Annotated in this window: 20 protein-coding genes; 16 read left to right on the plus strand and 4 right to left on the minus strand. The window is 51.8% G+C overall.

The features are described from left to right. Positions 1-2: 2 nt before the first annotated feature. From thiC to AC566Q_RS01035, 7 genes are all read left to right on the plus strand, one after another. Complete coding sequence (gene thiC, locus AC566Q_RS01005; RefSeq protein ID WP_105936889.1) at positions 3-1,961, plus strand: phosphomethylpyrimidine synthase ThiC; 1,959 nt, start codon at positions 3-5, stop codon at positions 1,959-1,961. Continuing rightward, positions 1,948-3,423: a thiamine phosphate synthase gene (thiE, locus tag AC566Q_RS01010; protein WP_170308579.1), complete on the plus strand. Its 1,476-nt coding sequence runs from the start codon at positions 1,948-1,950 to the stop codon at positions 3,421-3,423. The genes thiC and thiE overlap by 14 nt, the downstream gene beginning before the upstream one ends. Next, the gene (locus tag AC566Q_RS01015; RefSeq protein WP_105936891.1) at positions 3,401-4,168 is read left to right on the plus strand and encodes a HesA/MoeB/ThiF family protein; all 768 of its coding nucleotides are present in this window, start codon (positions 3,401-3,403) and stop codon (positions 4,166-4,168) included. Before thiE ends, AC566Q_RS01015 begins: the two co-directional genes overlap by 23 nt. Continuing rightward, on the plus strand, positions 4,152-4,352 hold the full coding sequence (gene thiS / locus AC566Q_RS01020) for a sulfur carrier protein ThiS (RefSeq protein ID WP_170308580.1): 201 nt from the start codon (positions 4,152-4,154) through the stop codon (positions 4,350-4,352). Before AC566Q_RS01015 ends, thiS begins: the two co-directional genes overlap by 17 nt. 3 nt (positions 4,353-4,355) lie before the next feature. Beyond that, positions 4,356-5,123 carry a thiazole synthase gene (locus AC566Q_RS01025; protein ID WP_105936892.1) on the plus strand — a complete coding sequence of 256 codons (768 nt, stop codon included), beginning with the start codon at positions 4,356-4,358 and terminating at the stop codon, positions 5,121-5,123. Next, positions 5,120-6,232, plus strand: coding sequence for a 2-iminoacetate synthase ThiH (gene thiH, locus AC566Q_RS01030; protein WP_105936893.1), 1,113 nt, complete (start codon positions 5,120-5,122; stop codon positions 6,230-6,232). The genes AC566Q_RS01025 and thiH overlap by 4 nt, the downstream gene beginning before the upstream one ends. A 147-nt stretch (positions 6,233-6,379) precedes the next feature. After that, positions 6,380-7,621, plus strand: coding sequence for a GGDEF domain-containing protein (locus AC566Q_RS01035; protein WP_499612773.1), 1,242 nt, complete (start codon positions 6,380-6,382; stop codon positions 7,619-7,621). A 227-nt stretch (positions 7,622-7,848) separates the two neighbouring features. On the opposite strand, the gene AC566Q_RS01040 is transcribed toward AC566Q_RS01035, so the two are convergent. Further along, positions 7,849-10,017 (minus strand): S9 family peptidase, encoded by a 2,169-nt coding sequence (locus tag AC566Q_RS01040; RefSeq protein ID WP_499612775.1) that lies wholly within the window; start codon positions 10,015-10,017, stop codon positions 7,849-7,851. Positions 10,018-10,186: 169 nt separating this feature from the next. Between AC566Q_RS01040 and AC566Q_RS01045 the strand changes: the two genes are divergently transcribed. Continuing rightward, positions 10,187-10,942 carry a sulfite exporter TauE/SafE family protein gene (locus AC566Q_RS01045; protein ID WP_105936895.1) on the plus strand — a complete coding sequence of 252 codons (756 nt, stop codon included), beginning with the start codon at positions 10,187-10,189 and terminating at the stop codon, positions 10,940-10,942. Here AC566Q_RS01045 and AC566Q_RS01050 read toward each other — a convergent pair. Beyond that, positions 10,929-12,236, minus strand: coding sequence for a sigma-54 interaction domain-containing protein (locus AC566Q_RS01050; protein ID WP_240622069.1), 1,308 nt, complete (start codon positions 12,234-12,236; stop codon positions 10,929-10,931). The genes AC566Q_RS01045 and AC566Q_RS01050 overlap by 14 nt on opposite strands. A gap of 275 nt (positions 12,237-12,511) precedes the next feature. On the opposite strand from AC566Q_RS01050, the gene AC566Q_RS01055 reads away from it, so the two are divergent. The 3 genes from AC566Q_RS01055 to AC566Q_RS01065 are packed head-to-tail and all read left to right on the plus strand — an operon-like array spanning position 12,512 to position 14,785. Then, positions 12,512-13,795, plus strand: a complete 1,284-nt coding sequence (locus AC566Q_RS01055) for an NAD(P)/FAD-dependent oxidoreductase (RefSeq protein ID WP_499612777.1) — start codon at positions 12,512-12,514, stop codon at positions 13,793-13,795. After that, positions 13,792-14,364, plus strand: coding sequence for a Tll0287-like domain-containing protein (locus AC566Q_RS01060; protein WP_499612779.1), 573 nt, complete (start codon positions 13,792-13,794; stop codon positions 14,362-14,364). Before AC566Q_RS01055 ends, AC566Q_RS01060 begins: the two co-directional genes overlap by 4 nt. Before the next feature lies 1 nt (position 14,365). Further along, the gene (locus tag AC566Q_RS01065) at positions 14,366-14,785 is read left to right on the plus strand and encodes a hypothetical protein (protein WP_499612781.1); all 420 of its coding nucleotides are present in this window, start codon (positions 14,366-14,368) and stop codon (positions 14,783-14,785) included. Here the strand turns inward: AC566Q_RS01065 and AC566Q_RS01070 are convergent. Next, entirely contained in the window at positions 14,779-14,925 is a 147-nt protein-coding gene (locus AC566Q_RS01070) for a hypothetical protein (protein ID WP_499612783.1), read from the minus strand. The two genes, AC566Q_RS01065 and AC566Q_RS01070, sit on opposite strands and share 7 nt — an antisense overlap. 310 nt (positions 14,926-15,235) lie before the next feature. On the opposite strand from AC566Q_RS01070, the gene AC566Q_RS01075 reads away from it, so the two are divergent. The 5 genes from AC566Q_RS01075 to AC566Q_RS01095 are packed head-to-tail and all read left to right on the plus strand — an operon-like array spanning position 15,236 to position 21,211. Beyond that, positions 15,236-16,810, plus strand: a complete 1,575-nt coding sequence (locus tag AC566Q_RS01075; RefSeq protein ID WP_499612785.1) for a cytochrome ubiquinol oxidase subunit I — start codon at positions 15,236-15,238, stop codon at positions 16,808-16,810. Further along, positions 16,807-17,943, plus strand: a complete 1,137-nt coding sequence (gene cydB / locus AC566Q_RS01080) for a cytochrome d ubiquinol oxidase subunit II (protein ID WP_499612787.1) — start codon at positions 16,807-16,809, stop codon at positions 17,941-17,943. The genes AC566Q_RS01075 and cydB overlap by 4 nt, the downstream gene beginning before the upstream one ends. Positions 17,944-17,955: 12 nt before the next feature. Beyond that, a complete protein-coding gene (gene cydX / locus AC566Q_RS01085; RefSeq protein ID WP_070177514.1) occupies positions 17,956-18,075 on the plus strand; it encodes a cytochrome bd-I oxidase subunit CydX in 120 nt (39 codons plus the stop codon). Beyond that, positions 18,075-19,703 carry an ATP-binding cassette domain-containing protein gene (locus AC566Q_RS01090; protein ID WP_499612789.1) on the plus strand — a complete coding sequence of 543 codons (1,629 nt, stop codon included), beginning with the start codon at positions 18,075-18,077 and terminating at the stop codon, positions 19,701-19,703. The genes cydX and AC566Q_RS01090 overlap by 1 nt, the downstream gene beginning before the upstream one ends. After that, complete coding sequence (locus AC566Q_RS01095; RefSeq protein ID WP_499612791.1) at positions 19,700-21,211, plus strand: ATP-binding cassette domain-containing protein; 1,512 nt, start codon at positions 19,700-19,702, stop codon at positions 21,209-21,211. Before AC566Q_RS01090 ends, AC566Q_RS01095 begins: the two co-directional genes overlap by 4 nt. Before the next feature lie 5 nt (positions 21,212-21,216). Here AC566Q_RS01095 and AC566Q_RS01100 read toward each other — a convergent pair whose 3' ends face one another. Next, positions 21,217-21,543, minus strand: coding sequence for a YkgJ family cysteine cluster protein (locus tag AC566Q_RS01100; RefSeq protein WP_499612793.1), 327 nt, complete (start codon positions 21,541-21,543; stop codon positions 21,217-21,219). Positions 21,544-21,561: the final 18 nt, after the last annotated feature.

The raw sequence follows: 21,561 nt of genomic DNA on the forward strand, positions 1-21,561 counted from the left end.
CTATGTCAACACGACGTCAACAGCGCGAACAAGCACAACATTTTATTGAGCAATTAAGCGGCGAGAGCTTTACCGGTTCAAGGCGGGTTTATCTGCATGGCTCAGACCAGACTGTTCGCGTTCCTATGCGCAGTATTGCGCAGTCAGACAGCCTGCTCGGTGGCGATGCTGCCAATCCGGTTTATCAAGCTAATGAGCCGGTACTGGTTTACGATACCTCAGGCCCCTATGGCGATCCGGATATCAACATCAATGTGCACAATGGCTTGCAAGGAGTCAGGGAGCAATGGATTGAGCAGCGCGGCGATTGCGAGGCAGTGGCAGTGTCAGCATCACAGTTTACCCGCGAAAGCCAGCTTGATGAGCATGCCCGCGCATTACGGATGCAGGTGGAACGCCCGATAAAAACCGCTAAATCCGGTCAATGTGTTACCCAGCTTCACTATGCCCGGCAGGGGATCATAACGCCGGAAATGGAGTTCATTGCCATTCGGGAGAATATGGGCCGGGCACAGGTTCGTGATGAAGCGCTGTTACAACAGCACAAAGGGGAAAACTTCGGCACCGCATTACCGGAGCAGATTACGCCGGAGTTTGTTCGGGCTGAAGTGGCCGCCGGGCGAGCCATTATTCCGGCAAATATTAATCACCCGGAGTCTGAACCAATGATTATTGGTCGCAATTTTCTGGTTAAGGTGAATGCCAATATTGGTAATTCTGCGGTCACCTCTTCCATTGAAGAAGAGGTCGAAAAACTGGTGTGGGCAACCCGCTGGGGCGCAGATACCATCATGGACTTATCAACCGGTCGCAATATTCACGAAACCCGGGAGTGGTTGCTTCGCAACAGCCCGGTCCCCCTCGGTACCGTGCCCATTTATCAGGCGCTAGAAAAAGTGAACGGTGTCGCGCAGGACCTCACCTGGCCACTGTTTCGTGACACGCTTATTGAACAAGCGGAACAAGGTGTGGATTACTTTACGATACACGCCGGTGTGTTGTTGCGGTATGTACCAATGACGGCAAACCGGGTCACGGGCATTGTATCCCGTGGCGGCTCCATTATGGCTAAGTGGTGCCTGAGTCATCACGCTGAAAGCTTTTTGTACGAGAACTTCAGAGAAATCTGCCAGATTTGTGCGGCTTATGATGTGTCGCTGAGTTTGGGAGATGGTTTGCGTCCAGGTTCGGTAGCCGATGCCAACGATGAGGCGCAGTTTGCCGAGTTGCATACCCTCGGTGAGCTCACCAAAATTGCCTGGGAATATGACGTACAGGTGATGATTGAGGGGCCCGGACATGTGCCCATGCACTTAATTAAAGCCAATATGGAAGAGCAGTTAGACCATTGTCATGGCGCGCCTTTTTATACCCTGGGCCCGCTTACCACTGATATTGCGCCAGGTTATGACCACTTTACGTCGGGGATTGGTGCCGCCATGATTGGTTGGTTTGGCTGTGCAATGCTCTGCTACGTCACGCCCAAAGAGCACCTGGGCCTGCCGAATAAAGAAGATGTTAAACAGGGGCTTATCACGTATAAGATTGCCGCCCACGCGGCCGATTTGGCGAAAGGGCACCCGGCAGCGCAAATTCGGGACAACGCCATGTCCAAAGCCCGCTTTGAATTTCGCTGGGAAGACCAGTTTAATCTGGCACTAGACCCGGGGACCGCGCGGGCATACCACGATGAAACCCTTCCCCAGGCTGCTGGTAAAGTGGCTCATTTTTGTTCCATGTGTGGCCCCAAATTTTGCTCGATGAAGATTTCCCATGAAGTCCGTGAAGCGGCTGCTAAGGAGTCTAGGGGAGAGGCGATCGCGGTGAATGTCACGCCTCACCAAACTACCGCCGAGCAGTTGGATGGTATGCGCGCCAAATCAGCCGAATTCAACCGGCGCGGCGCTGAGCTCTATCATCCGGCCGTCAGCACCGGGGATAGCGATCATGACAGCCACTGAACAGCGTCCAGTAGTCTGGTGTATCGGCGGGTCTGACAGTGGCGGAGGCGCGGGGATTCAGGCCGATACGCTCACACTTCACGATTTAGGTTGCCATGCCTGCACGGTTGTCACCGCAATAACGGCGCAGAACTCCGTGGCGGTTGAGCAGGTGGCGGCAGTTGCTTGCGGGTTACTAAGCAGTCAGGGGCAGGCATTACTACAGGATATGGTGCCACAGGCCATCAAAATCGGCTTGTTGTGTAACGACGAACAGGTGGGTGTAGTCATCGGGCTTATTAACCAGGTACGCGAGCGCAATGACCAGGTTCGGGTGATTTGGGACCCGGTACAAGTGGCGACTACCGGCGCCAAAATGGCCAGCGTTTCTGCCCGGGGCTGTCGCGCTCTGTTAGCCTGCGTTGACCTGTGTACACCGAATAGTGACGAAGAGCAGTATTTGCTTGCCAGCGTCGGTGGCGAGTTGGATGCAGAGCACTTGTTGAAAACGAGGCTGCTCTGCACCGGGGGGCATAGCTCAGCAGAACAGGCGGAAGACCGGCTGTACACTACACCGACGCATTGGTGTTATAGCAGTATTCGGCAGCCGGCGACTCACCAGCATGGTAGTGGCTGCACGTTTGCCAGTGCTATCGCAGCCGCCTTGGCGCTGGATTACCCATTACACGATGCCGTTTGTGTTGCTAAAGCCTATGTCAATATGGGGCTGGCAAAGGGGTATGCGGCTGGCGCTGGTGCCGGGCCGTTAGCCCGCTGTGGTTGGCCCACTGATGAGCGTTTCTTTCCCACGGTGCGCCAGCTGCCCGCGGATGCTGATTTTACTGTACCGCCTGAAGGGTTTGCGCCGCTGACATGTCGTCAGCTCGGCTTATACCCGGTGGTAGATAGTCTTGAGTGGTTAGCTTTGTTACTCCCCCTGGGGCTTAACATTATCCAGTTACGTATCAAGCAACCCGTGGCTGACCTTGCCAAGCAGATCCGCCAGGCAGTCAACATGGCTGCATCTTACCAAACCCGATTGTTTATCAATGATCATTGGCAGCTGGCCATTGAGTGCGGCGCTTATGGTGTTCATCTGGGACAGGAAGATTTGCAAGCCGCGGATTTAGGCGCGATATACAGGGCCGGGCTGCGGCTGGGCATTTCTACTCATGGCTATGCCGAATTATGCCGGGCCAGACAGTTCAGACCCTCCTATATTGCCCTCGGCCACATTTTTGCTACCCAAACTAAAAAGATGCCTTCCAAACCCCAGGGATTAGCCCGGCTGCGGCGATATCAAACACTCGCTGGTGATACCCCCACGGTGGCCATTGGTGGTATCAGTCAGGCCAGGTTTGCCGATGTGGTTGATACCGGGGTTAGTGGTGTGGCGGTGGTTAGCGCCATTACCCGCGCAGCCGAGCCGCTGGCTGCGGTGAACAGGCTAAAGGAGACGTATGACCGTGTTAAGCAGAGATGATTACGGCAGATACAGCCGGCAATTGCTGGTGGCGGAGATGGATGAGGTAAAGCAACAGGCTTTAAGTCACGCCGAAGTGGTGATTGTTGGGCTTGGTGGCCTCGGCTGTGCTGTGGCGCCGTATCTGGCCGGCGCTGGGGTTGGCAGGCTAAGACTGGTCGACGGTGATGAGGTTGAGCTGAGCAACCTGCCTCGACAGCCGCTTTACGGTGAGCCGGATATCGGTGAGGCCAAGGCCAGCGTGGCAAGCCAGCGCTTGCGTGACATAAACCGGACGCTGAGTGTGCAATGCCATGCCACAAGACTGGTTAAAAGTAATGCAGAAAGTTTGTTACGAGGGGCGTCGGTAGTGCTCGACTGTACTGACAATATGGCTTCGCGGCAGTTAATTAATCAGGTTTGTTATCAACTTGGCATACCGCTTATATCCAGCGCTGCCAGTGGCATGCAGGGGCAATTACTGCTGTTACATCCACATCAGGCTCATGGGTGTTATCGGTGCTTATATGCGCCTGCGCAAAGTGAGCCCAATACGTGCCTTGCCCAGGGGGTCCTGGGACCGGTTGTAGGCATTGTTGGCATCATGCAGGCGCTGCAGACCCTGCTGTTTATTACTGCTATGGCCCCACTGAACTGGGGGGAATTACGGCTTTTCGATGGCCTTAGTGGTCAGTGGCAAGCCCTTAAATTACCGCCTCTTGAGGGGTGCCCGGTATGTGGAGAGAACAATGCAGATTACAGTTAATGACAAAGTAACGGAAGTGGTTGAAGGCCTGAGCCTGAAGCAGCTTATTGAAGACCTTTCGGTGGACGAAAACGGGCTAGCCCTGGCGGTGAATCAGCAGGTGATAAACCGCACATTATGGCCCCAGCATGCCTTGCATGCTGATGACCAAGTAACACTTTTCACAGTTGTTGCCGGGGGGTAGCTAATGCTTAAGATTGCAGATAAAACCTTTTCATCCAGATTGTTCACCGGCACCGGCAAGTTTGCCAGCGCTGCTATTATGCAGCGGGCCATTGCGGCCAGTGGCAGTGAGCTGACCACGCTGGCGTTAAAGCGGATGGACCTCTCGCACCGCTCAGATCAATTACTGGCCCCCTTACAGCAGCTAGGCGTGCAGTTACTGCCAAATACCGCAGGGGCTCGCACAGCAACGGAGGCCGTTTACGCGGCTGAGCTGGCGCGCGAGGCGCTTCAAACCCACTGGGTGAAGCTGGAAATACACCCGGATCAGCGCTATTTACTGCCAGATCCTATGGAAACACTTAAAGCCGCAGAGCTATTGGTTAATCAGGGGTTTGTGGTGTTGCCTTATTGCCCGGCCGATCCCGTGTTGTGTAAACGACTGGAGGAGGTTGGCTGTGCGGCAGTGATGCCGCTGGGCGCGCCGATTGGTTCTAATCAGGGGCTGCAAACCCGCGAGTTCCTGCAAATAATTGTTGAGCAGGCCAGAGTGCCGGTGGTGGTGGATGCGGGCATAGGTGCACCAAGTCACGCGGCCGCCGCAATGGAAATGGGTGTGGATGCAGTGCTGGTTAATACTGCAATGGCTGCAGCGCATGATCCCATTGCTATGGCGGAAGCGTTCAATCATGCAGTCAGAGCCGGACGACAGGCGTTTGAAGCCGGCCTGGCTGGTGGACATAAAATGGCTGTGGCCACCAGTCCGCTGGAAGCGTTTCTGGAGGATTTATGAGTTTTGCAGACACACTGGCGGCCACCGACTGGGATGATATACGGCTGCGCATTTATGCCACTACCGCTAAAGAGGTGGAAGCCGCGCTTAATGCGCCACACGTAACCTTGCAACATCTACCGGCGTTGTTGTCGCCGGCCGCCGAATCTTATCTGCCGGTATTGGCCAGTCGCGCCAGGCAACTTACCCGTTGCCGGTTTGGTCATACCATGCAGTTTTTTGTGCCTTTGTACTTATCAAATCTCTGTGCCAATGAGTGTACCTATTGCGGTTTCTCGGCGAGTAATGCGATTCGCCGCAAAACCCTGTCTGAAGAAGAGGTAACTGCAGAAGTCGCGGCAATTAAAGCTATGGGCTTTGACAGCATATTACTGGTGACCGGGGAGCACGAGCGTAACGTCGGTATGGACTATTTTCGCAGGGTGTTGCCGCTGATCAAACCGCATTTCAGTTATGTGGCGATGGAAGTGCAGCCGCTGGCTGAGAGTGACTACCAGACGCTGAAAACCCTGGGCGTTGATGCAGTGATGGTGTATCAGGAGACTTATCAACGACGCCGCTATGCCGAATATCACACGCGCGGCAAAAAACAGGATTTTGACTGGCGGCTGCTAACGCCGGAACGCCTGGCCTGGGCCGGTATGGATAAAATCGGTCTGGGTGCATTAATCGGGTTAAACGACTGGCGTGTGGACAGCTACTTTACGGCGCTGCATCTGGACTATCTGCAATCCCGTTACTGGCGCAGCCGTTACAGCTTGTCGGTACCGCGACTGCGGCCTTACACGGGCGACAAAGTGAGTACGCTGGATATGACTAATCGCCAGTTATTGCAGCTTATTTGCGTACACCGGCTGCTGAATACAGATGTCGAGATTAGTTTATCAACCCGCGAGTCCGCAGCCCTGAGAGACAAGCTGATGCCCTTTGGTATCACCAGTCTGAGCGCAGCATCCAGCACGCAACCAGGCGGCTATTCAGCCACAGATGAAGCACTTGAGCAGTTCAGCACCGATGATAAACGTTCACCTGAAGCGGTCGCAGACGCCGTTGCACAGCTAGGCATGACACCGGTATGGAAGGACTGGAGCCAGGCCTTTTCTGGCTGAAAGTGTCTGGCTAATTCGTTGTACTGGAAGGTTTCTGGTAGGTACTTGGTTAAATTTGTATTACTATTTTAGGGTGTGATTTTTCTAGTAACATGATGGCGGTTTTATCTTTGCGTTAGAGCAGTCAGACGAACAGTGCAAAGAGTAATGGAAAAAATTACTGCAGTATTTAAACATTCGTTATTGGTATTAACCTGGCTGGTGCTATGGCGTCTGTCGGTTTTTACTGAGTATGCTCCCCATGCCAGTATCTGGTTTCCGCCCGCTGGTTTTACGTTTACCTGTTTTCTGTTGCTCAGATGGCAGGCACTGCCTGCCATGTTTATTGCCTCTGTGTTGTCTACTGGTTGGGAAAGCCTGGTATTTAATGATCAGCGCTCGTTGGAACAGCTGCTGATTGCCGGCAGTCATTTTGCCTTGCTGCATTGCCTGGTTTACGGCGTGAGTGCCAACTTGCTGCGCGGCTCGATTGACCGGATAAGCCATCATAATTTATACGCGCCGGTGATGCGGTTTTTACTGACGGTGGCTACTGCCAGCCTGGTTATGGCAACCGCCGGCGTACTGTTATTGTTTGGCGGGCCACAACTGGAGTCGTTTTTAGCCACCAGTCTGGCCTGGTGGATTGGCGATATGTCCGGGATCCTGGTGCTGGTACCAGTTTTTATCGGTATTGTGAATCGTATCTATCCGCGCCGGGGATTGCTGTCTGCGCTCAACTTCCAGCCTAAAACCGAGAGTCGCTTTAGTTCTTTTGCCGGCAAGCTGGTACTTAGCTGGGTGCTGATGGTAGGGGTAGTCGTACTGGCAGACTATTACCAGTCGTCGGAAATTGCCTGTCTGATTTTCTTTCTGACCCTGCCACAAATGTGGATCGTTTTTACCGAGTCGCCCATTCGGATGGCTGTCAGTCTGGCTATACTCAGCTTCCTGCTGGCGCTGCTGGTAAGTATTTTAGGGGTTTCTGAACAGGCCTATATTTATCAGGTGGCTATCAATGTGATTGCCTGCAGTGCTTACTTTGCCATGTCTGTACCCGCGTTGGTGGCAGATAACCGCGAATTACATATTGAAGCCAAAACCGACTTCCTTACCAAAGCGGTTATGCGCCAGCATTTTATTGCGCTGACTGAACAACACCTTAAACAGGCTAAACGCTATGGTCACCAAACCTCGCTGTTGTTGTTCGACGTGGATAAATTTAAACAAATCAACGACCGATTTGGCCATCTGGCTGGTGACGAAGTGCTTCGCGAGCTGGCCATCCTGGTACGCAGTAAAATTCGCAGCAGTGACATCTTCGGTCGCTTCGGCGGTGACGAATTTATGCTGCTGCTACCACAAACCTCCATAGAAAATGCGTTCTCAGTGGCTGAAGCGATTCGTTAGGGAATTGCAGAGCTTACTTTTTCAGAGCCCGAACTGACTGTGTCCTGTAGTTTTGGAGTTGCCAGGGTAGATGAATGTGAAGGCTTTCAGAAGGCGTTTGATGAAGCCGACAGACAACTGCTAAAAGCTAAGCGCGAAGGGCGAAATCAGACAGCTCTGCGTTTCGCAGAGAACTAAAAAGCCCGGCTAGCATGACGCTAACCGGGCTTATACCATATATGGTATTATTACAGTTCTATACCTGCCAGGTGGAAGAAAAAGGCATATTCCTTCGCCCGTTGCTCATAACGCTTGAAGCGACCTGAGGCACCGCCGTGACCGGCTTCCATATCGGTAATGAATAGCAGCAGATTGTCATCGGTTTTGTAATCCCGCAGTTTAGCTACCCACTTCATCGGTTCGAAGTACTGAACCTGTGAATCATGCAAGCCAGTGGTGACAAACAGGTGCGGGTAATCCTGCTTTTTCACCTGATCGTAAGGTGAATAGGAAAGCATATACTCATATTCTTCTTTATTGGCCGGGTTACCCCACTCGGTGTATTCGCCGGTAGTCAGTGGAATACTGGCATCACTCATGGTGGTTACCACATCCACAAAGGGCACATGGGCGGCGATTGCGGTGTACAGTTCAGGAGCCATATTGGCCACAGCGCCCATTAATAAGCCACCGGCACTACCGCCTTCTGCAAATACGCGACTCGGGTCGGCATAACCTTGTTCAATCAGCCCTTTAGTAACGTCAATAAAGTCGGTAAAGGTGTTCATTTTGTTGCCCATCTTACCGTCTTCATACCACTGGGTACCCAGCATCTGGCTACCGCGGATATGGGCAATGGCAACGACAAAGCCCCGGTCCAGCATCGATAACCACGATGAAACGAAGGTAGGGTCCATGGTTGAACCATATGAGCCATAACCGTACTGGAACAGCGGGTTAGTACCGTCTTTTTTGAAGGTCGATTTTCGATAAACCAGTGAAACCGGTACTTTCTTACCATCGCGAGCAGTAGTCATCAGGCGTTCTGACTGGTAGTCAGCTGCGTTAAAGTCATCGCCAACCTTGTTTTGCTTTTTCAGTTCGCTTTGCAGCGTTTCTAAATTAATATCGAAGGTACTGGGTGGCGTGGTCAACGACGCGTAATAAATTCTGACAGTATTGGTGTCACTCTGGGTATTGCCGGTAAAACCTGCGGTATAAATCGGATCTTCGGTGGGGATGGTGCGCAGTGAACCGTCTTTCAGCGACATGGCTTCAAGGCGCAGATAGCCATTTTCCTTGGCTTTATATACCAGGTAGTCCTGCAAAACTTCGAGGCTGCTGATGTATATGTCAGGATTATGAGCTACCACTTCCTGCCAGGCGCTGCGGTCCTGGGTGCTTTCGGCTGCGACTTTCATAATGCGGTAATTATCAGCCTGCCAGTTGGTTAACACATAATAGTCGTCGCCATGTTTTTCGACGGAATACTCATGGTCCGGCTCGATGGGATAAAATGGCGTTGGGGTGGCCTCTGCATTGTTGGCATCGATCAGCGTTACACCAGACATGTCGGTATTGCTATGGTTAATGAAGATAACTTCACCGTCTTTACTTTTCCCTAATGAAGTATAGAAAGTGGTGTCGGTTTCTTCGTAAACCAATTCGTCATCGGCCTGATCAGTTCCCAGGGTGTGGCGGAAGACCTGCGAGCCCAGTAAGGTTTGCTTATCACGTTTAATGTAATACAGCGTTTGGTTATCGTTAGCCCAGTAAACCTGGCCCGTGGTGTCGGTCAGGGTATCGGCATATAACTCACCGGTAGCAATGTTTTTCACGTATACCGTGTATAAGCGGCGACTGACTGTATCCACAGAGTAGGCCAGTAACTCATTATTCGGGCTGGCTTCAAAGGAGCCAATACTGAAATAGCTCTCGCCTTCGGCCATTTTATTGCCGTTGAGTAATACGGTTTCTTCACCGTCCGGTTGCTGTTTGCGAACATAAATCGGGTATTCGCCGTCGCCCACATAATGCGTCTGGTACCAGTAGCCATTCTTTTTATAAGGTACAGAAGAGTCATCTTTTGGGATGCGGGCGATCATTTCCTCATAGAGGGTGTCGGTTTGTTTTTCGAGCGGCGCAAGTACGGCATCAGCGTAGCTGTTTTCTTTTTCCAGGTGCGAAAGCACCTCTGCATCAGTGCGGGAATCGTCGCGCATCCAGTAATAATCATCTACCCGGGTATCGCCGTGAGCAGTTAATTCATAGGATTCTTTTTTCGCCACCGGTGGGGCAATGGATGTCGATAAATTCATAGGTGTTGCGGGTTCTATTTGTTTTTCTGGCATTTTGTCGTCGCTACAGGCTGTAAGCAGCACGGTAGCAACAGACAGAGAAAGAAGCATTTTATTCATGGTTTTAAAGTAATTACTGTCGTTGTTGTTATGTAAGAACAAGTAAGTTATCAGTGAATGTGAGTTATAAACAGGTTTTATAAGACGAAATAGCGGTTTATTTGGTTGCAAAGTATTTCAGGCATAGTGAAAATCAAAGCCAGGATAGATAGCGACTTTATGGTTTGTGATGGAAACACTGTTAACTGCCGGCATCCTCGACCTATATACGGCGCTGGGACTCATTTTACTGGCTGGATTTACTTCATTTGTTACCGGCACCATGGGATTGGGCGGCGGCATGTTGTTGCTGGTGGTGATGGCATCCGTAATGCCCATTGCTGCGTTAATTCCTGTGCATGGCCTGGTGCAGTTGGGCTCTAATGCCAGTCGCGCGGTGATGACTTTTAAATATCTCGACCGGGCGATGTTTAAGTACTTTGCGTTAGGTACGATCCTGGGGGCGATAGCCGCCTCCTTCGTGGTAGTGCAACTGCCACTGGCGATTATCCAACTGGCCATCGCCGTCTTTTTACTGCTAATGGTGTGGGGGCTTAAACCCAGTCCGCGGGAGATGTCGCGCCCGGGCCGCATCATCGCCGGTGCGCTAACCACCTTTCTAAGCATGTTTGTAGGTGCCAGTGGCCCTATGGTAGCTTCGGTAGTATACCGTAACGGCTATAACAAAATGACCCATACCTCCACATTTGCTAACTGCATGACCTTTCAGCACAGTTTAAAAGCGGTGGTGTTTACCATGGTGGGGTTTTCGTTCTGGCAATGGTTGCCTCTGGTCGTGGCGATGATTGTCAGCGGTGCGATTGGCACCTGGCTAGGCCTGAAACTGCTAAATCGCATTCCGGCCGACAAGTTTAAACTGGCTTTTAAAATCATATTATCGGTGCTGGCGGTGCGCTTGTTGTATCAGGGGTTTATGAGCCTTTAAGTTTAATGTTGTAGCGCTGTAGCTTTCTGTATAGTGTGCGAGTACTTACATCAAGCTTATTGGCAAGCTCGTCGGGGCTGCCATCAAAGTGCTTACAGATTTTTTCCAGATACACTTGTTCGGCTTGTTCGAGCGGCATAATGTCTTCTGCTATGGCCTGTGTTTCAGTCGGGCCGACACCCAAGATCTGCGGCGGTAGGTCGCTTATCAGTATATCGTCATCGTTAGACATCAACGCGGCCTGCTCTACAATACTCTTGAGCTCGCGGATATTGCCCGGAAAGCTGTATTGCGACAGGGTTTGTAATGCCCGTTCGCTAAAGTGTTTATGACGATGTTCGCTACCAGCCAGAAAGTGCTTACACAACAGCGGAATATCTGATTTTCGTTCGCGTAATGCAGGCAGGTAAATCGGAAAGCCGGCTATACGAAAATACAAATCCTGACGAAACTCGCCTTTTTCGACCATGGCCAGCAGGTTTTTGTGGCTCGCACACACCAGACGGAAGTCAGCCTTTTTCTGTTTTAAACCGCCAACCGGTCGGTAGCACTGGGTTTCCAGTAAGCGCAACAGTTTTACCTGCATATTGAGCGGTACGTCACCAATCTCGTCGAAGAACACGGTGCCGCCGTTGGCCACTTCTATCAGGCCCTTCTTACTGTTAGTTGCGCCGGTAAACGCGCCTTTTTCATAGCCAAACAGCTCAGACTCAAACAGGCTCTCGTTTAATCCGGTACATTCAATCACCACAAAGGGTTTGTCTTTACGACGGCTCGATTGGTGAACGGCCTGGGCAACCAGTTCTTTACCTGCACCGGTTTCGCCTTGCAGTAATACGGCAATTTCCGACTGCGCAGCACGGTTGATGCGGTTAAGCATTTGTTTAAAGTTGTCTGAACCGCCAATCATTTTGTTTTTCTGCGAGTCGGCGGCGGCATAGCTAATGCGATCGAGTATTTCCAGATAGCCAATGGTCATGCCGTCTTCATCACGTACCGGTTTCATCAGGATATCGCAGTAGGTTTTACCCTCATTCGTATTATGGATGTGCACCACACTACTGGGACGATTCGTTTTCTGACACTGAGCCAGAGGGCACTCTTCACCGCGCTTATCACAGGGCGCATCATTGCGGTGGGATACCGCATAGCAAGTACTGTTACCAATGATGACTTCGGTATCGTAGGTTTCACGATAAGCATCGTTAACCGCCTGAATAACGTAATCATTGGTAATGAATATCGCCGGTTTATCAATGGCGTTAATCATTGACTGAATAAGCGATGCGTTCATAACACCCTTCTCCTGAGACAAATATGGCAGCTGAAAGCTGAGCTTGTTTGTCAAATTTGACACAGCTCAATGTGCTGTACAAGCCGTTTAATCAATAAATATATTAAAAATCTAATATAAAACATCATCCTACTACGTTTACACCACAATGGCACGAATATTGGTAAATAAGTTGTTAATAGAGCGACTTGTTAACAGAAAGACTTGTTCAACGGATTTGTTAGCGACCAGTGTGGCAGGACTAGCAGAGCCAATAACGATAAAAGAGAATGATTATGGCAAAAATAGTGGTGTTAGGTGCAGGAACCGGTGGTATGCCAGCGGCGTATGAAGTAAAAGAAGCGCTGGGCGCGGGTCATGAAGTAATGGTGGTTAACGAACGGGAAGAGTTCAGGTTTGTACCTTCCAACCCCTGGGTTGCAGTGGGGTGGCGAGAAGCCGGTGCGGTGACTATGCCTATCGAAAAGTATCTGGCCAAAAAGAAAATTGCGTTTAAATGCGCCCGGGTCGACAAGATTGATGCCGAGGCCAATCAACTGGTCACCGGCGAGGGTGAGATCATTGATTATGACTATCTGATTATTGCTACCGGTCCGCGTTTAGCCTTTGACCAAATCGAAGGGGCGGGCCCCGGTGGATTCACTCAGTCCGTTTGTACATTGGATCATGCTGAGCATTGCTATGCCGATTTTGAGAAGCTGGTGGCGAACCCTGGTCCGGTAGTGGTGGGTTCGTTTCAGGGGGCCAGTTGCTTTGGCCCGGCCTACGAATATGCCTTTATTCTGGATAAAGCGCTGCGCGACGCCAAGATTCGTCACAAAGTGCCCATGACGTTTGTGACCAGTGAACCTTATATCGGTCATTTGGGGCTGGGCGGCGTAGGCGACTCAAAATCAATGCTCGAATCAGAACTGCGCAACCGCAATATCAAATGGATCTGTAACGCGCAGGTGGATAAAGTTGAAGAAGGCATGATGCACGTATCTGAGCTCAATCGAAAAGGCGAGGTGGAATTTACCTACGAGGAGCCCTTTAACCATTCCATGCTGATCCCGCCTTTCGGTGGCGTGCCGGCAGTGGCTAATGTGGAAGGGCTGTGTAATCCCAAAGGGTTTGTCATCACCGATGAATTCCAGCGTTCTCCCAAGTACCCTAATATCTTCTCGGGTGGCGTTTGCGTGGCTATCCCGCCGGTTGAGGCAACACCGGTACCCACCGGTACGCCCAAAACCGGCTATATGATTGAAACCATGATGACGGCCATTGCGCATAATATGAAATCCATCATTGTGGACGATAAGCCGCCTTCAACAAAAGGCACCTGGCATGCAATTTGTTTGGCTGATATGGGCGACACCGGTGCCGCGTTTGTGGCCATGCCGCAAATTCCGCCGCGAAACGTTACCTGGTTTAAAAAGGGTAAATGGGTGCATCTGGCGAAGATTGCCTTTGAAAAATATTTTATGCGTAAGATGAAAACCGGTACCAGCGAACCTGTATACGAGAAATACGTGTTGAAGGCACTGGGCATCGAAAGACTGGAGCAGGATGACAAATGATCAGACTCACGAAGAAAGCAGTGTTAATAGGGGGCTTATTGCTTCCTCTGGCCGCTCAGGCCGGGCAGTTGAGCGAGGCAGAGTTTAAAGCCCAGGCAAAGCAAAAAGCGATGCAACTGGGCAAAACTCTTAAACAGAATCTGCAAAAGGCCGTCAAAGAAGGCGGATTACCGAATGGTGTAGGGGTATGTAAGGACATCGCGCCGGCCATAGCGGCAGAACTCAGTACCGACGGCTGGCAGGTAGGACGCACCGCGCTGAAAGTACGCAATCCGCAAAACCGTGCAGACAGCTGGGAGCAATCATCGCTGATGGCCATGGTGAAAGGGCTCGAAGAGGGGTTGGAGCCCGGCGCCCTGGCAACAGTTCATGTTGATGAAGCGGCCGGAACATACCGTTTTATGGCGCCCATTATAACCGGCGGCTTATGCCTGAATTGCCATGGCGCAGAGCTGGCGGAACCAGTGAAGGAAGCCATTAAACAGCAATACCCGGACGATGAGGCAACTGGCTTTGCCGCGGGAGACTTGCGCGGTGCTTTTACGGTGACTTATCAGGCTGGAGAATAACATGGCAAAGGGCTCTCTTAGTGCGCTGCTGGTGACACTTTGTCTGACATGGCCAGCGGCAAATGCGCTGGCCGCTGATGAGCGTATGGCAGTAACGCTTAACGAGGAGCAAAAAACGTTTGTGCTCGGCCATATGCGCGACATGCTTGAAGCGTTAACCGATACCCAGCAATTACTGCTGGAGGGCAAACGGGACGAGCTTCGCCAGCGTATCGCTAATCTGCAATCGAGCGAGCAGGCGAATCGTCCCAAAGGCTTGGGCCAGCAAATACCACCGGCTTTTCGTGCGATGGCGCAAAGCATGCGGCCGCACTGGCAGGCAATCCAAAATCCGGACCTGAGCGAGGAAGAAGTCCGTCAGCAGGCGGTGGATTTAATGCGCGTGTGTAATGCCTGTCATCGCACTTTCTCTCTTCAGTAAAGCCCTTTCGGCATCGAGAATGATGAGCGGGCAGCATGCTCGCTTACCCAACCAGCCACTGCCCAATGCTCTTCAACCAGAGCCTTTTCAGTTAGTTGATAGCGATCAAAATTTAACCGCCGGTATTGCTGTATCTTCATGCGACTTCTCTGATAACGATGTTTGTCAGTTCTGACAGGCTACTGACAAATATGTCAGCCAGGCGCCACGCTGCTTAGCAGATTTCCACCCGCCGAACTAGTGGGGTTTTATTAATTTAATAATATCAGTTAGTTAATTGTTTTATTCCGGTTGGCGCAAGTTATGCAGAGTGCAATTTATAAAGTGTAAAAAGCCCTGGGCCTGTTGGCTTCTCAGGTAGCAATTATTACAGACCTGCAGCATGGGTCATTCCGACCACGCTGCAGAAAGAACCCGGTTTAGTATTTAGAAATATCAAAGGAGAGTCCCATGAGCGATACGTTGATAGAACTATCGCGGTTACAATTTGCTTTAACAGCAATGTTCCACTTTATCTTTGTCCCGCTGACCCTTGGCCTGACATTCCTGTTAGCCATTATGGAGTCGGTGTATGTGATGACCGGTAAAGAAATCTACAAACAAATGACCCAGTTCTGGGGCAAGTTGTTTGGGATTAACTTTGCCATTGGCGTTGCGACCGGGCTAACGATGGAGTTCCAGTTTGGTATGAACTGGTCTTATTATTCTCACTACGTGGGCGACATTTTTGGCGCTCCGCTGGCCATTGAAGGGTTAATGGCATTCTTTTTAGAATCGACCTTTGTGGGGCTGTTCTTCTTTGGCTGGGACAAAATGTCTAAAGTGAAGCATTTAATGGCAACCTGGCTAGTGGCCATTGGCTCAAACTTCTCTGCGCTGTGGATTTTGATTGCCAACGGCTGGATGCAGTTTCCGGTGGGGGCAAGCTTCAATACCGATTCTATGCGCATGGAAATGACCAGCTTCAGCGAAGTGATTTTTAACCCGGTAGCCCAGGTTAAATTTGTCCACACTGTCTCTGCAGGCTATGTCACCGGTGCCATCTTTGTACTGGCTATTTCCAGTTACTATCTGCTCAAGCATAAACATATTGCCTTTGCCCGTCGCTCTTTTGCGATTGCGGCCAGCTTTGGCTTAGCGGCTACCTTGTCGGTAATTGTGTTAGGTGACGAAAGCGGTTACGAGCTGGGCGACGTGCAAAAAGTAAAACTGGCGGCTGTGGAAGCCGAGTACGAAACTCATCCGGCTCCAGCGGCGTTTACCGTGTTCGGTATTCCTAATGACGAAGAAGAGAAAATGGATTTCGCTATTCAGATCCCGTGGGCCATGGGGATTATTGCGACCCGTTCACTGGATGAAGAAGTGATGGGGATCAAGGATCTTAAAGAGATACACCGGGTACGTATCTTGTCAGGCGTGCAGGCGCAGAAACAGCTGGAAAAAGTGAAAGATGGCACAGCAACGCCTGCGGAGCTTGAGATGTTTGAACGCAACAAAGACGATTTAGGTTATGCGCTGTTGCTGGAACCTTTCACTGACGACATTACTCAGCCTACCCCAGAAGCGCTGGAGAAAGCGGTGGATTACAGTATCCCTCCGGTAGCACCGCTGTTTTACTCATTCCGCCTGATGGTGGTCGCAGGCTTTTTGATGCTGGCACTGTTTATTGCGGCATTTTATTACAGCACTAAGCACCGTATTACTCAGCCCCGCTGGTTGTTAAAAGCGGCAGTATGGTCACTGCCATTGCCATGGATTGCCTGTGAAGCCGGTTGGTTTGTGGCCGAGTATGGCCGTCAGCCTTGGTCTATCGCCGAAGTGCTACCAGTACATACCGCGGTGTCTAATCTGTCTGTTTCAGACGTAGTGACTACGCTGGTGGCTTACACCCTGTTCTACGCCACGATGTTTGTGATTGGCTTCTATCTGATGAAGAAATACGCCAAAAAAGGGCCGGTTCCACCGGAAGATGATAACAAACTGGATGATGCTATTGGCCTGGGTACTCAAGGAGCAAACGCATGATTGATTATGAAGTACTACGAGTAATTTGGTGGGTGCTGGTTGGTGTACTGCTAATTGGCTTTGCCATCACCGATGGATTTGATTTAGGGGTTGGCGCACTGCTCACCCTGATTGGTAAAACCGACGATGAGCGCCGGGTAATGATCAACACAGTGGGTCCGCACTGGGACGGTAACCAGGTGTGGTTTATCACCGCCGGTGGTGCCATTTTTGCGGCCTGGCCGATGATTTATGCCACCGCCTTCTCGGGCTTTTATCTGGCACTGGCGCTGGTGTTGATTGCCTTATGGATGCGGCCGCTGGGCTTTGATTTTCGCAGCAAATTAGAAGATAAGCGCTGGCGTACCAGCTGGGACTGGGCGCTGTTCACTTCTGGCTTCGTGCCTGCGTTAATTTTTGGCGTGGCCTTTGGTAACCTGCTATTGGGCGTACCCTTTGAGCTGGATGGCAATTTAAAAGCCACCTATACCGGTTCGTTCTTTGGCCTGCTGACGCCATTTGCGCTGGTAGCGGGTTTGGTTTCAGTCGCGATGATCCTCAATCACGGCGCTACCTGGCTGCAAATGAAGACCGACAGCTTTATTGAAGTGCGGGCGCGCGCAGTGTCCGTGGTACTGTCACTGGCAACCGTGGTGCTGTTTATTTTAGCTGGCCTGTGGGTTGCCTTTGGACTGGAGGGCTTTGTGGTTACTTCAGCCGTGGATACACTGGCTACGTCTAACCCGCTTAAGAAAGAAGTGGCGGTTGAGGCCGGTGCCTGGATGGCCAACTACAGCAAATACCCCTGGATGGTGGTGGCGCCACTGTTAGGTATTGGGGCGGGCCTGGCTTGCGCTTTCTTCTCCAAAGCTGGTCGTGGTGGCTGGGCATTTGTGAGCAGCGCGCTGATGATGACCGGTATTATTCTGACAGCGGGCTTCTCAATGTTCCCATTCCTCATGCCAAGTACCACCATGCCGATGGCCAGCTTAACCGTCTGGGATGCAACATCCAGTGAAATGACCCTGAAGATTATGTTTGGCGTAGCCTGTGTGTTTGTGCCCATTGTTTTAAGCTACACCGCTTACGGCTTCTACGTGATGCGCGGTCGCATAAAAAACAGCGATTTAGACTCATCTCACGCGATTTATTAAGGAGAACAGAACATGTGGTATTTTACCTGGATATTGGGTGTGTTACTGGCTTGTTCATTTGGCATTATTAACGCCATGTGGTTAGAATCGACTGAGAACCTGGACCGCCCTGAAGACCCAGAAGATCAGTAGTGAAAGAGAGTCAGTCCCTTGTGCGGTGGTTTAACGCCACCGTCACCAGGCAGGGTGTTGCATCGCGCAGCACCTTGTTTTTATTGGTGGCCATAAAAACCACCCGGCTGTTATGTTTAATTGCCGGCTACTGGCTGTTTGCCGCGATGATGCACGATTGGGTGGTGCTGGCTCAGCAGCCGGATATGAGTGACTGGCTGGGTTTGGCGGCTGCGTTATTACTGGCCTGGCTACTGCAGGGCGATGCTTATCAGCGTACCTTGCAGGCTAAAACCGATTTACTTAGTGGCCTTGAAAAGCGCTTTGCCGAGCGTTTGGTGGCAGAGCAAACCTCGTTAGTCAGTACCCATTCGGCTTACTTTTGGCAATCGGTATGGACCAGGCACATCAGCGCGTTGGTTCACTGGCGCTACGACTATCAGGTGCAACAATATGTGGCGGTGCTTACGCCGTTTTTCGCGCTGCTGTTTATTTTTGTGGTCAACCCGGTGGTGGGTGGCAGCCTGCTAATCACGTTACCGCTTATTCCGCTGTTTATGATTTTGGTGGGTAAGGGCGCCGCGGCACTTCAGCGCAAACACTTTGTCGCCCTCACCCGCCTGGGCAGCCTGTTTGTTGATCGCCTCACCGCGTTAGGCCTACTGGCCACTTTTCGCACCCACCAGATAGAACAAAAGCTATTAAAACAGGCCAGTGACGACCTGAATGAACGCACCATGAAGGTAGTTGGCGTGGCGTTTTTATCCAATACCGTGTTGGATTTCTTTTCGACCATTGCCGTTGCCTTAATTGCGGTGTTCATTGGCTTTAGTTTATTGGGCGAGTTCTCGCTAGGCCCTGAGCTTACGCTGCATTCTGGCTTATGGTTGTTACTGACAGCGCCATTGCTGTTTTCTGAACTCAAAGCGCTGGGGCAGTTTTATCACCAGAAGGCCGAAGCTGAAGCCGCGCGGGATCTTGCCGGTAACTGGCTTGCGCCCTTGGATGCCGGGAAATTGGATGAACCGGCCAACGAACTGACCAAGACACAGCATTTCAGCTTACAACTGGCCGATAATCTGCTTACCAGCCAGTCATTAACGCTGCTGCCTGGTGACTGGGTGGCCGTAACCGGGCCGTCCGGCAGTGGTAAAACGTTGTTACTGGAAGCCCTCGCCGGCCAACGTATGGGGAACTACCGCTTGCCTTGTCGGGTAGCCATGCTCACTCAGCATCCGGTTTTGTTACCCGCCACGCTGCGGGAAAATCTCAATTATCAACGCACTTTTACCACTGCCAGGCTGGAACAAGCGCTCAGTGAAGTCGAGCTTAGAGCATGGCTGGACTCGTTGCCGGCAGGGCTCGATACGCCCCTAGCTGAAGTGCCCGCGATCTCTGGTGGACAGGCTCAGCGCCTGGCTCTGGCGCGCTTATTACTGTCAGACGCACCAGTATGGCTACTCGATGAACCTACCGCGCATTTGCCTGAGACGCAGCATCGCAGTCTCAGTCTGCTTATTCATAGCCTGGGGCAGGGGCGAACCGTGTTATGGGTTTCCCATAAGGCGCTGCCGGATAACTGGTTTAACCGAACCTGGCAGGTGGAAAACCGCAGGGTGCAGCAAACAGCTGGGGAGGCGCTATCGTGAAAGCCTTCATTACCGTGTTACTGGCAGTGCTGCACGGCGGTGCCGGGCTGGCCATTTTGATTGTGTCATCGTGGTTTATTGCCGCCTGCGCTGTGGCCCCGGTAAATTTTAACTACATGCTGCCAGCGGTAGTGATCAGAGCGCTGGCGCTGATACGCATTGGTAGTGGCTATGCTCATATGTGGGTGGGCCATAAACATCTGTTGCAACTCACCTCGCTACTACGCGTGCAATTATTCGAACGGCTGTTCGCCGCGCAGATCCGCCAGCGTAGTGAGGAAGTCGAAGCGCTGGCCAGTCATACCGAGGCCATCGCAGCGGTGTGGGTCGGCTGGGTTTCTCAGCAGGCCTCTGCGGTACTTATGCTGGTGGTGAGCGCAGTAGCGCTGCTGGCGCTGGATATCCCTTTTGCTGGCTGGACAATAGCACTTGGTGTTATCTGGCTGGTGATCATGTCGGTGCTTTGTGTGCAAGGGCTCACTTTAGCTAAAATTCAGGTGCTTCAGGAGCATAAGTTCAGAGAGCAATCCGATGTGGTGCTCAGAAGTGTGGCCATCTGGCATTTAAAAACAGTGCAAGAGCAGTTAAGGCAGTTACCCTCCGCACAAGCGTTGTGGCAAACTGAAACCAGCCAGCAGCGGCTTACTTTGCAGAGTACGTGGGTGTTTCAGGGGCTTGCCTGGGCGCTGATGCTGGTGATTATTTATCTGGCTATCCATACTCAACTTGAGGGGAAAGGCGGTAACCCGCTGTTGCTGGTGGTGCCCATGCTGTTGCTCAGCGCCGGTGACTGGCTGGGCCGCTCCTTTAATGGTCAGCCTGCGCTAAACCGGTATGTGCAGGGCAAACAGGCACTTAAAACACTACCATTAGAGTCTCTGCAACTCACAGACGCCGCACCACTGTCCAACACGCTCACTCTTACAGGCTTTGGTTCAGTGAACTTACCCGAACAAAACGTGACGGCGGAATTTGATGCCAGCGGTCTTTACCTGGTTGGCGGGCCAAGCGGCGCAGGTAAATCCCAGTTATTGCAGGCTATCAGCGGGTTGGTAGCCAGCCATGGGCAACGCCTTTGCGATGGTGATGCACCGGGGGAGGGCCTGATTGAAGGCTGGCTATATCTGGAGCAGCAACCGGTGATCCTCGCCGCCACGCTCAGACATAACCTGACCCTGGGCCGGGACTTTTCGGCGACGCAGCTAAATGACGTGCTAGCCAAGGTGGGCCTTGTTCAGCTCAAAGATCTGGGCGAATGGCTCGGTCCGGGTGGCCGCGCATTATCAGGCGGCGAGCGCAAGCGCTTAGGCATAGCACGAGCAATGCTTATCCAGTCACCCGTGTGGCTGCTGGATGAACCCTTTGAGGGGCTCGATGGAGCAGCGGTTAGCCGACTGGTTGCCTTGTTACAACAGGAAGCCGCAACGCGTCTTATCATCATTGCCAGCCACGTGTATCCGGCTGAACTGCAATGCAAAGACACGCTGATACTAAATCCGCCCAGCTAATCTCATCAGGCAACGCGGATAGGGATAACATCGTCAGTGATCCCATGCTTTAGCCGGGCCTTTAAACAATCGGCCGAGCCGGCCTCAAATTCCCGGCAGGTTGACGAGCGTTGTTCATAAATACTGCAACTCACCTGTTTACCAATTTCGCCTGTCAGGGCGACACACCTTGGGTCAGGCTGATTAGTACCTGCCATCGACACCAGGTTTGGCGAAATTTTAGTAGTCAGTTCGGCCGGAACCGAACCACCGGCAAACGGGTCGGACTCCGCCCAGTAAAAAGACACCCGAAAGGTGGCGCAACAGGCACCACAATCCACACAAGACAACATACAAAAACTGCTCCACAC

Source organism: Alteromonas sp. H02 (assembly GCF_059682525.1).

Excerpts from the sequence above, each read along its gene's own strand:
- AC566Q_RS01050 (WP_240622069.1), bottom strand. The coding sequence starts at position 12,236 with ATGAACGCATCGCTTATTCAGTCAATGATTAACGCCATTGATAAACCG.
- AC566Q_RS01100 (WP_499612793.1), bottom strand. The coding sequence starts at position 21,543 with ATGTTGTCTTGTGTGGATTGTGGTGCCTGTTGCGCCACCTTTCGGGTG.
- AC566Q_RS01060 (WP_499612779.1), top strand. The coding sequence starts at position 13,792 with ATGATCAGACTCACGAAGAAAGCAGTGTTAATAGGGGGCTTATTGCTT.
- AC566Q_RS01070 (WP_499612783.1), bottom strand. The coding sequence starts at position 14,925 with ATGAAGATACAGCAATACCGGCGGTTAAATTTTGATCGCTATCAACTA.
- thiE (WP_170308579.1), top strand. The coding sequence starts at position 1,948 with ATGACAGCCACTGAACAGCGTCCAGTAGTCTGGTGTATCGGCGGGTCT.
- AC566Q_RS01075 (WP_499612785.1), top strand. The coding sequence starts at position 15,236 with ATGAGCGATACGTTGATAGAACTATCGCGGTTACAATTTGCTTTAACA.
- cydB (WP_499612787.1), top strand. The coding sequence starts at position 16,807 with ATGATTGATTATGAAGTACTACGAGTAATTTGGTGGGTGCTGGTTGGT.
- AC566Q_RS01045 (WP_105936895.1), top strand. The coding sequence starts at position 10,187 with ATGGAAACACTGTTAACTGCCGGCATCCTCGACCTATATACGGCGCTG.
- AC566Q_RS01055 (WP_499612777.1), top strand. The coding sequence starts at position 12,512 with ATGGCAAAAATAGTGGTGTTAGGTGCAGGAACCGGTGGTATGCCAGCG.
- AC566Q_RS01015 (WP_105936891.1), top strand. The coding sequence starts at position 3,401 with ATGACCGTGTTAAGCAGAGATGATTACGGCAGATACAGCCGGCAATTG.
- thiS (WP_170308580.1), top strand. The coding sequence starts at position 4,152 with ATGCAGATTACAGTTAATGACAAAGTAACGGAAGTGGTTGAAGGCCTG.
- thiC (WP_105936889.1), top strand. The coding sequence starts at position 3 with ATGTCAACACGACGTCAACAGCGCGAACAAGCACAACATTTTATTGAG.
- cydX (WP_070177514.1), top strand. The coding sequence starts at position 17,956 with ATGTGGTATTTTACCTGGATATTGGGTGTGTTACTGGCTTGTTCATTT.
- AC566Q_RS01035 (WP_499612773.1), top strand. The coding sequence starts at position 6,380 with ATGGAAAAAATTACTGCAGTATTTAAACATTCGTTATTGGTATTAACC.
- thiH (WP_105936893.1), top strand. The coding sequence starts at position 5,120 with ATGAGTTTTGCAGACACACTGGCGGCCACCGACTGGGATGATATACGG.
- AC566Q_RS01025 (WP_105936892.1), top strand. The coding sequence starts at position 4,356 with ATGCTTAAGATTGCAGATAAAACCTTTTCATCCAGATTGTTCACCGGC.
- AC566Q_RS01040 (WP_499612775.1), bottom strand. The coding sequence starts at position 10,017 with ATGAATAAAATGCTTCTTTCTCTGTCTGTTGCTACCGTGCTGCTTACA.
- AC566Q_RS01065 (WP_499612781.1), top strand. The coding sequence starts at position 14,366 with ATGGCAAAGGGCTCTCTTAGTGCGCTGCTGGTGACACTTTGTCTGACA.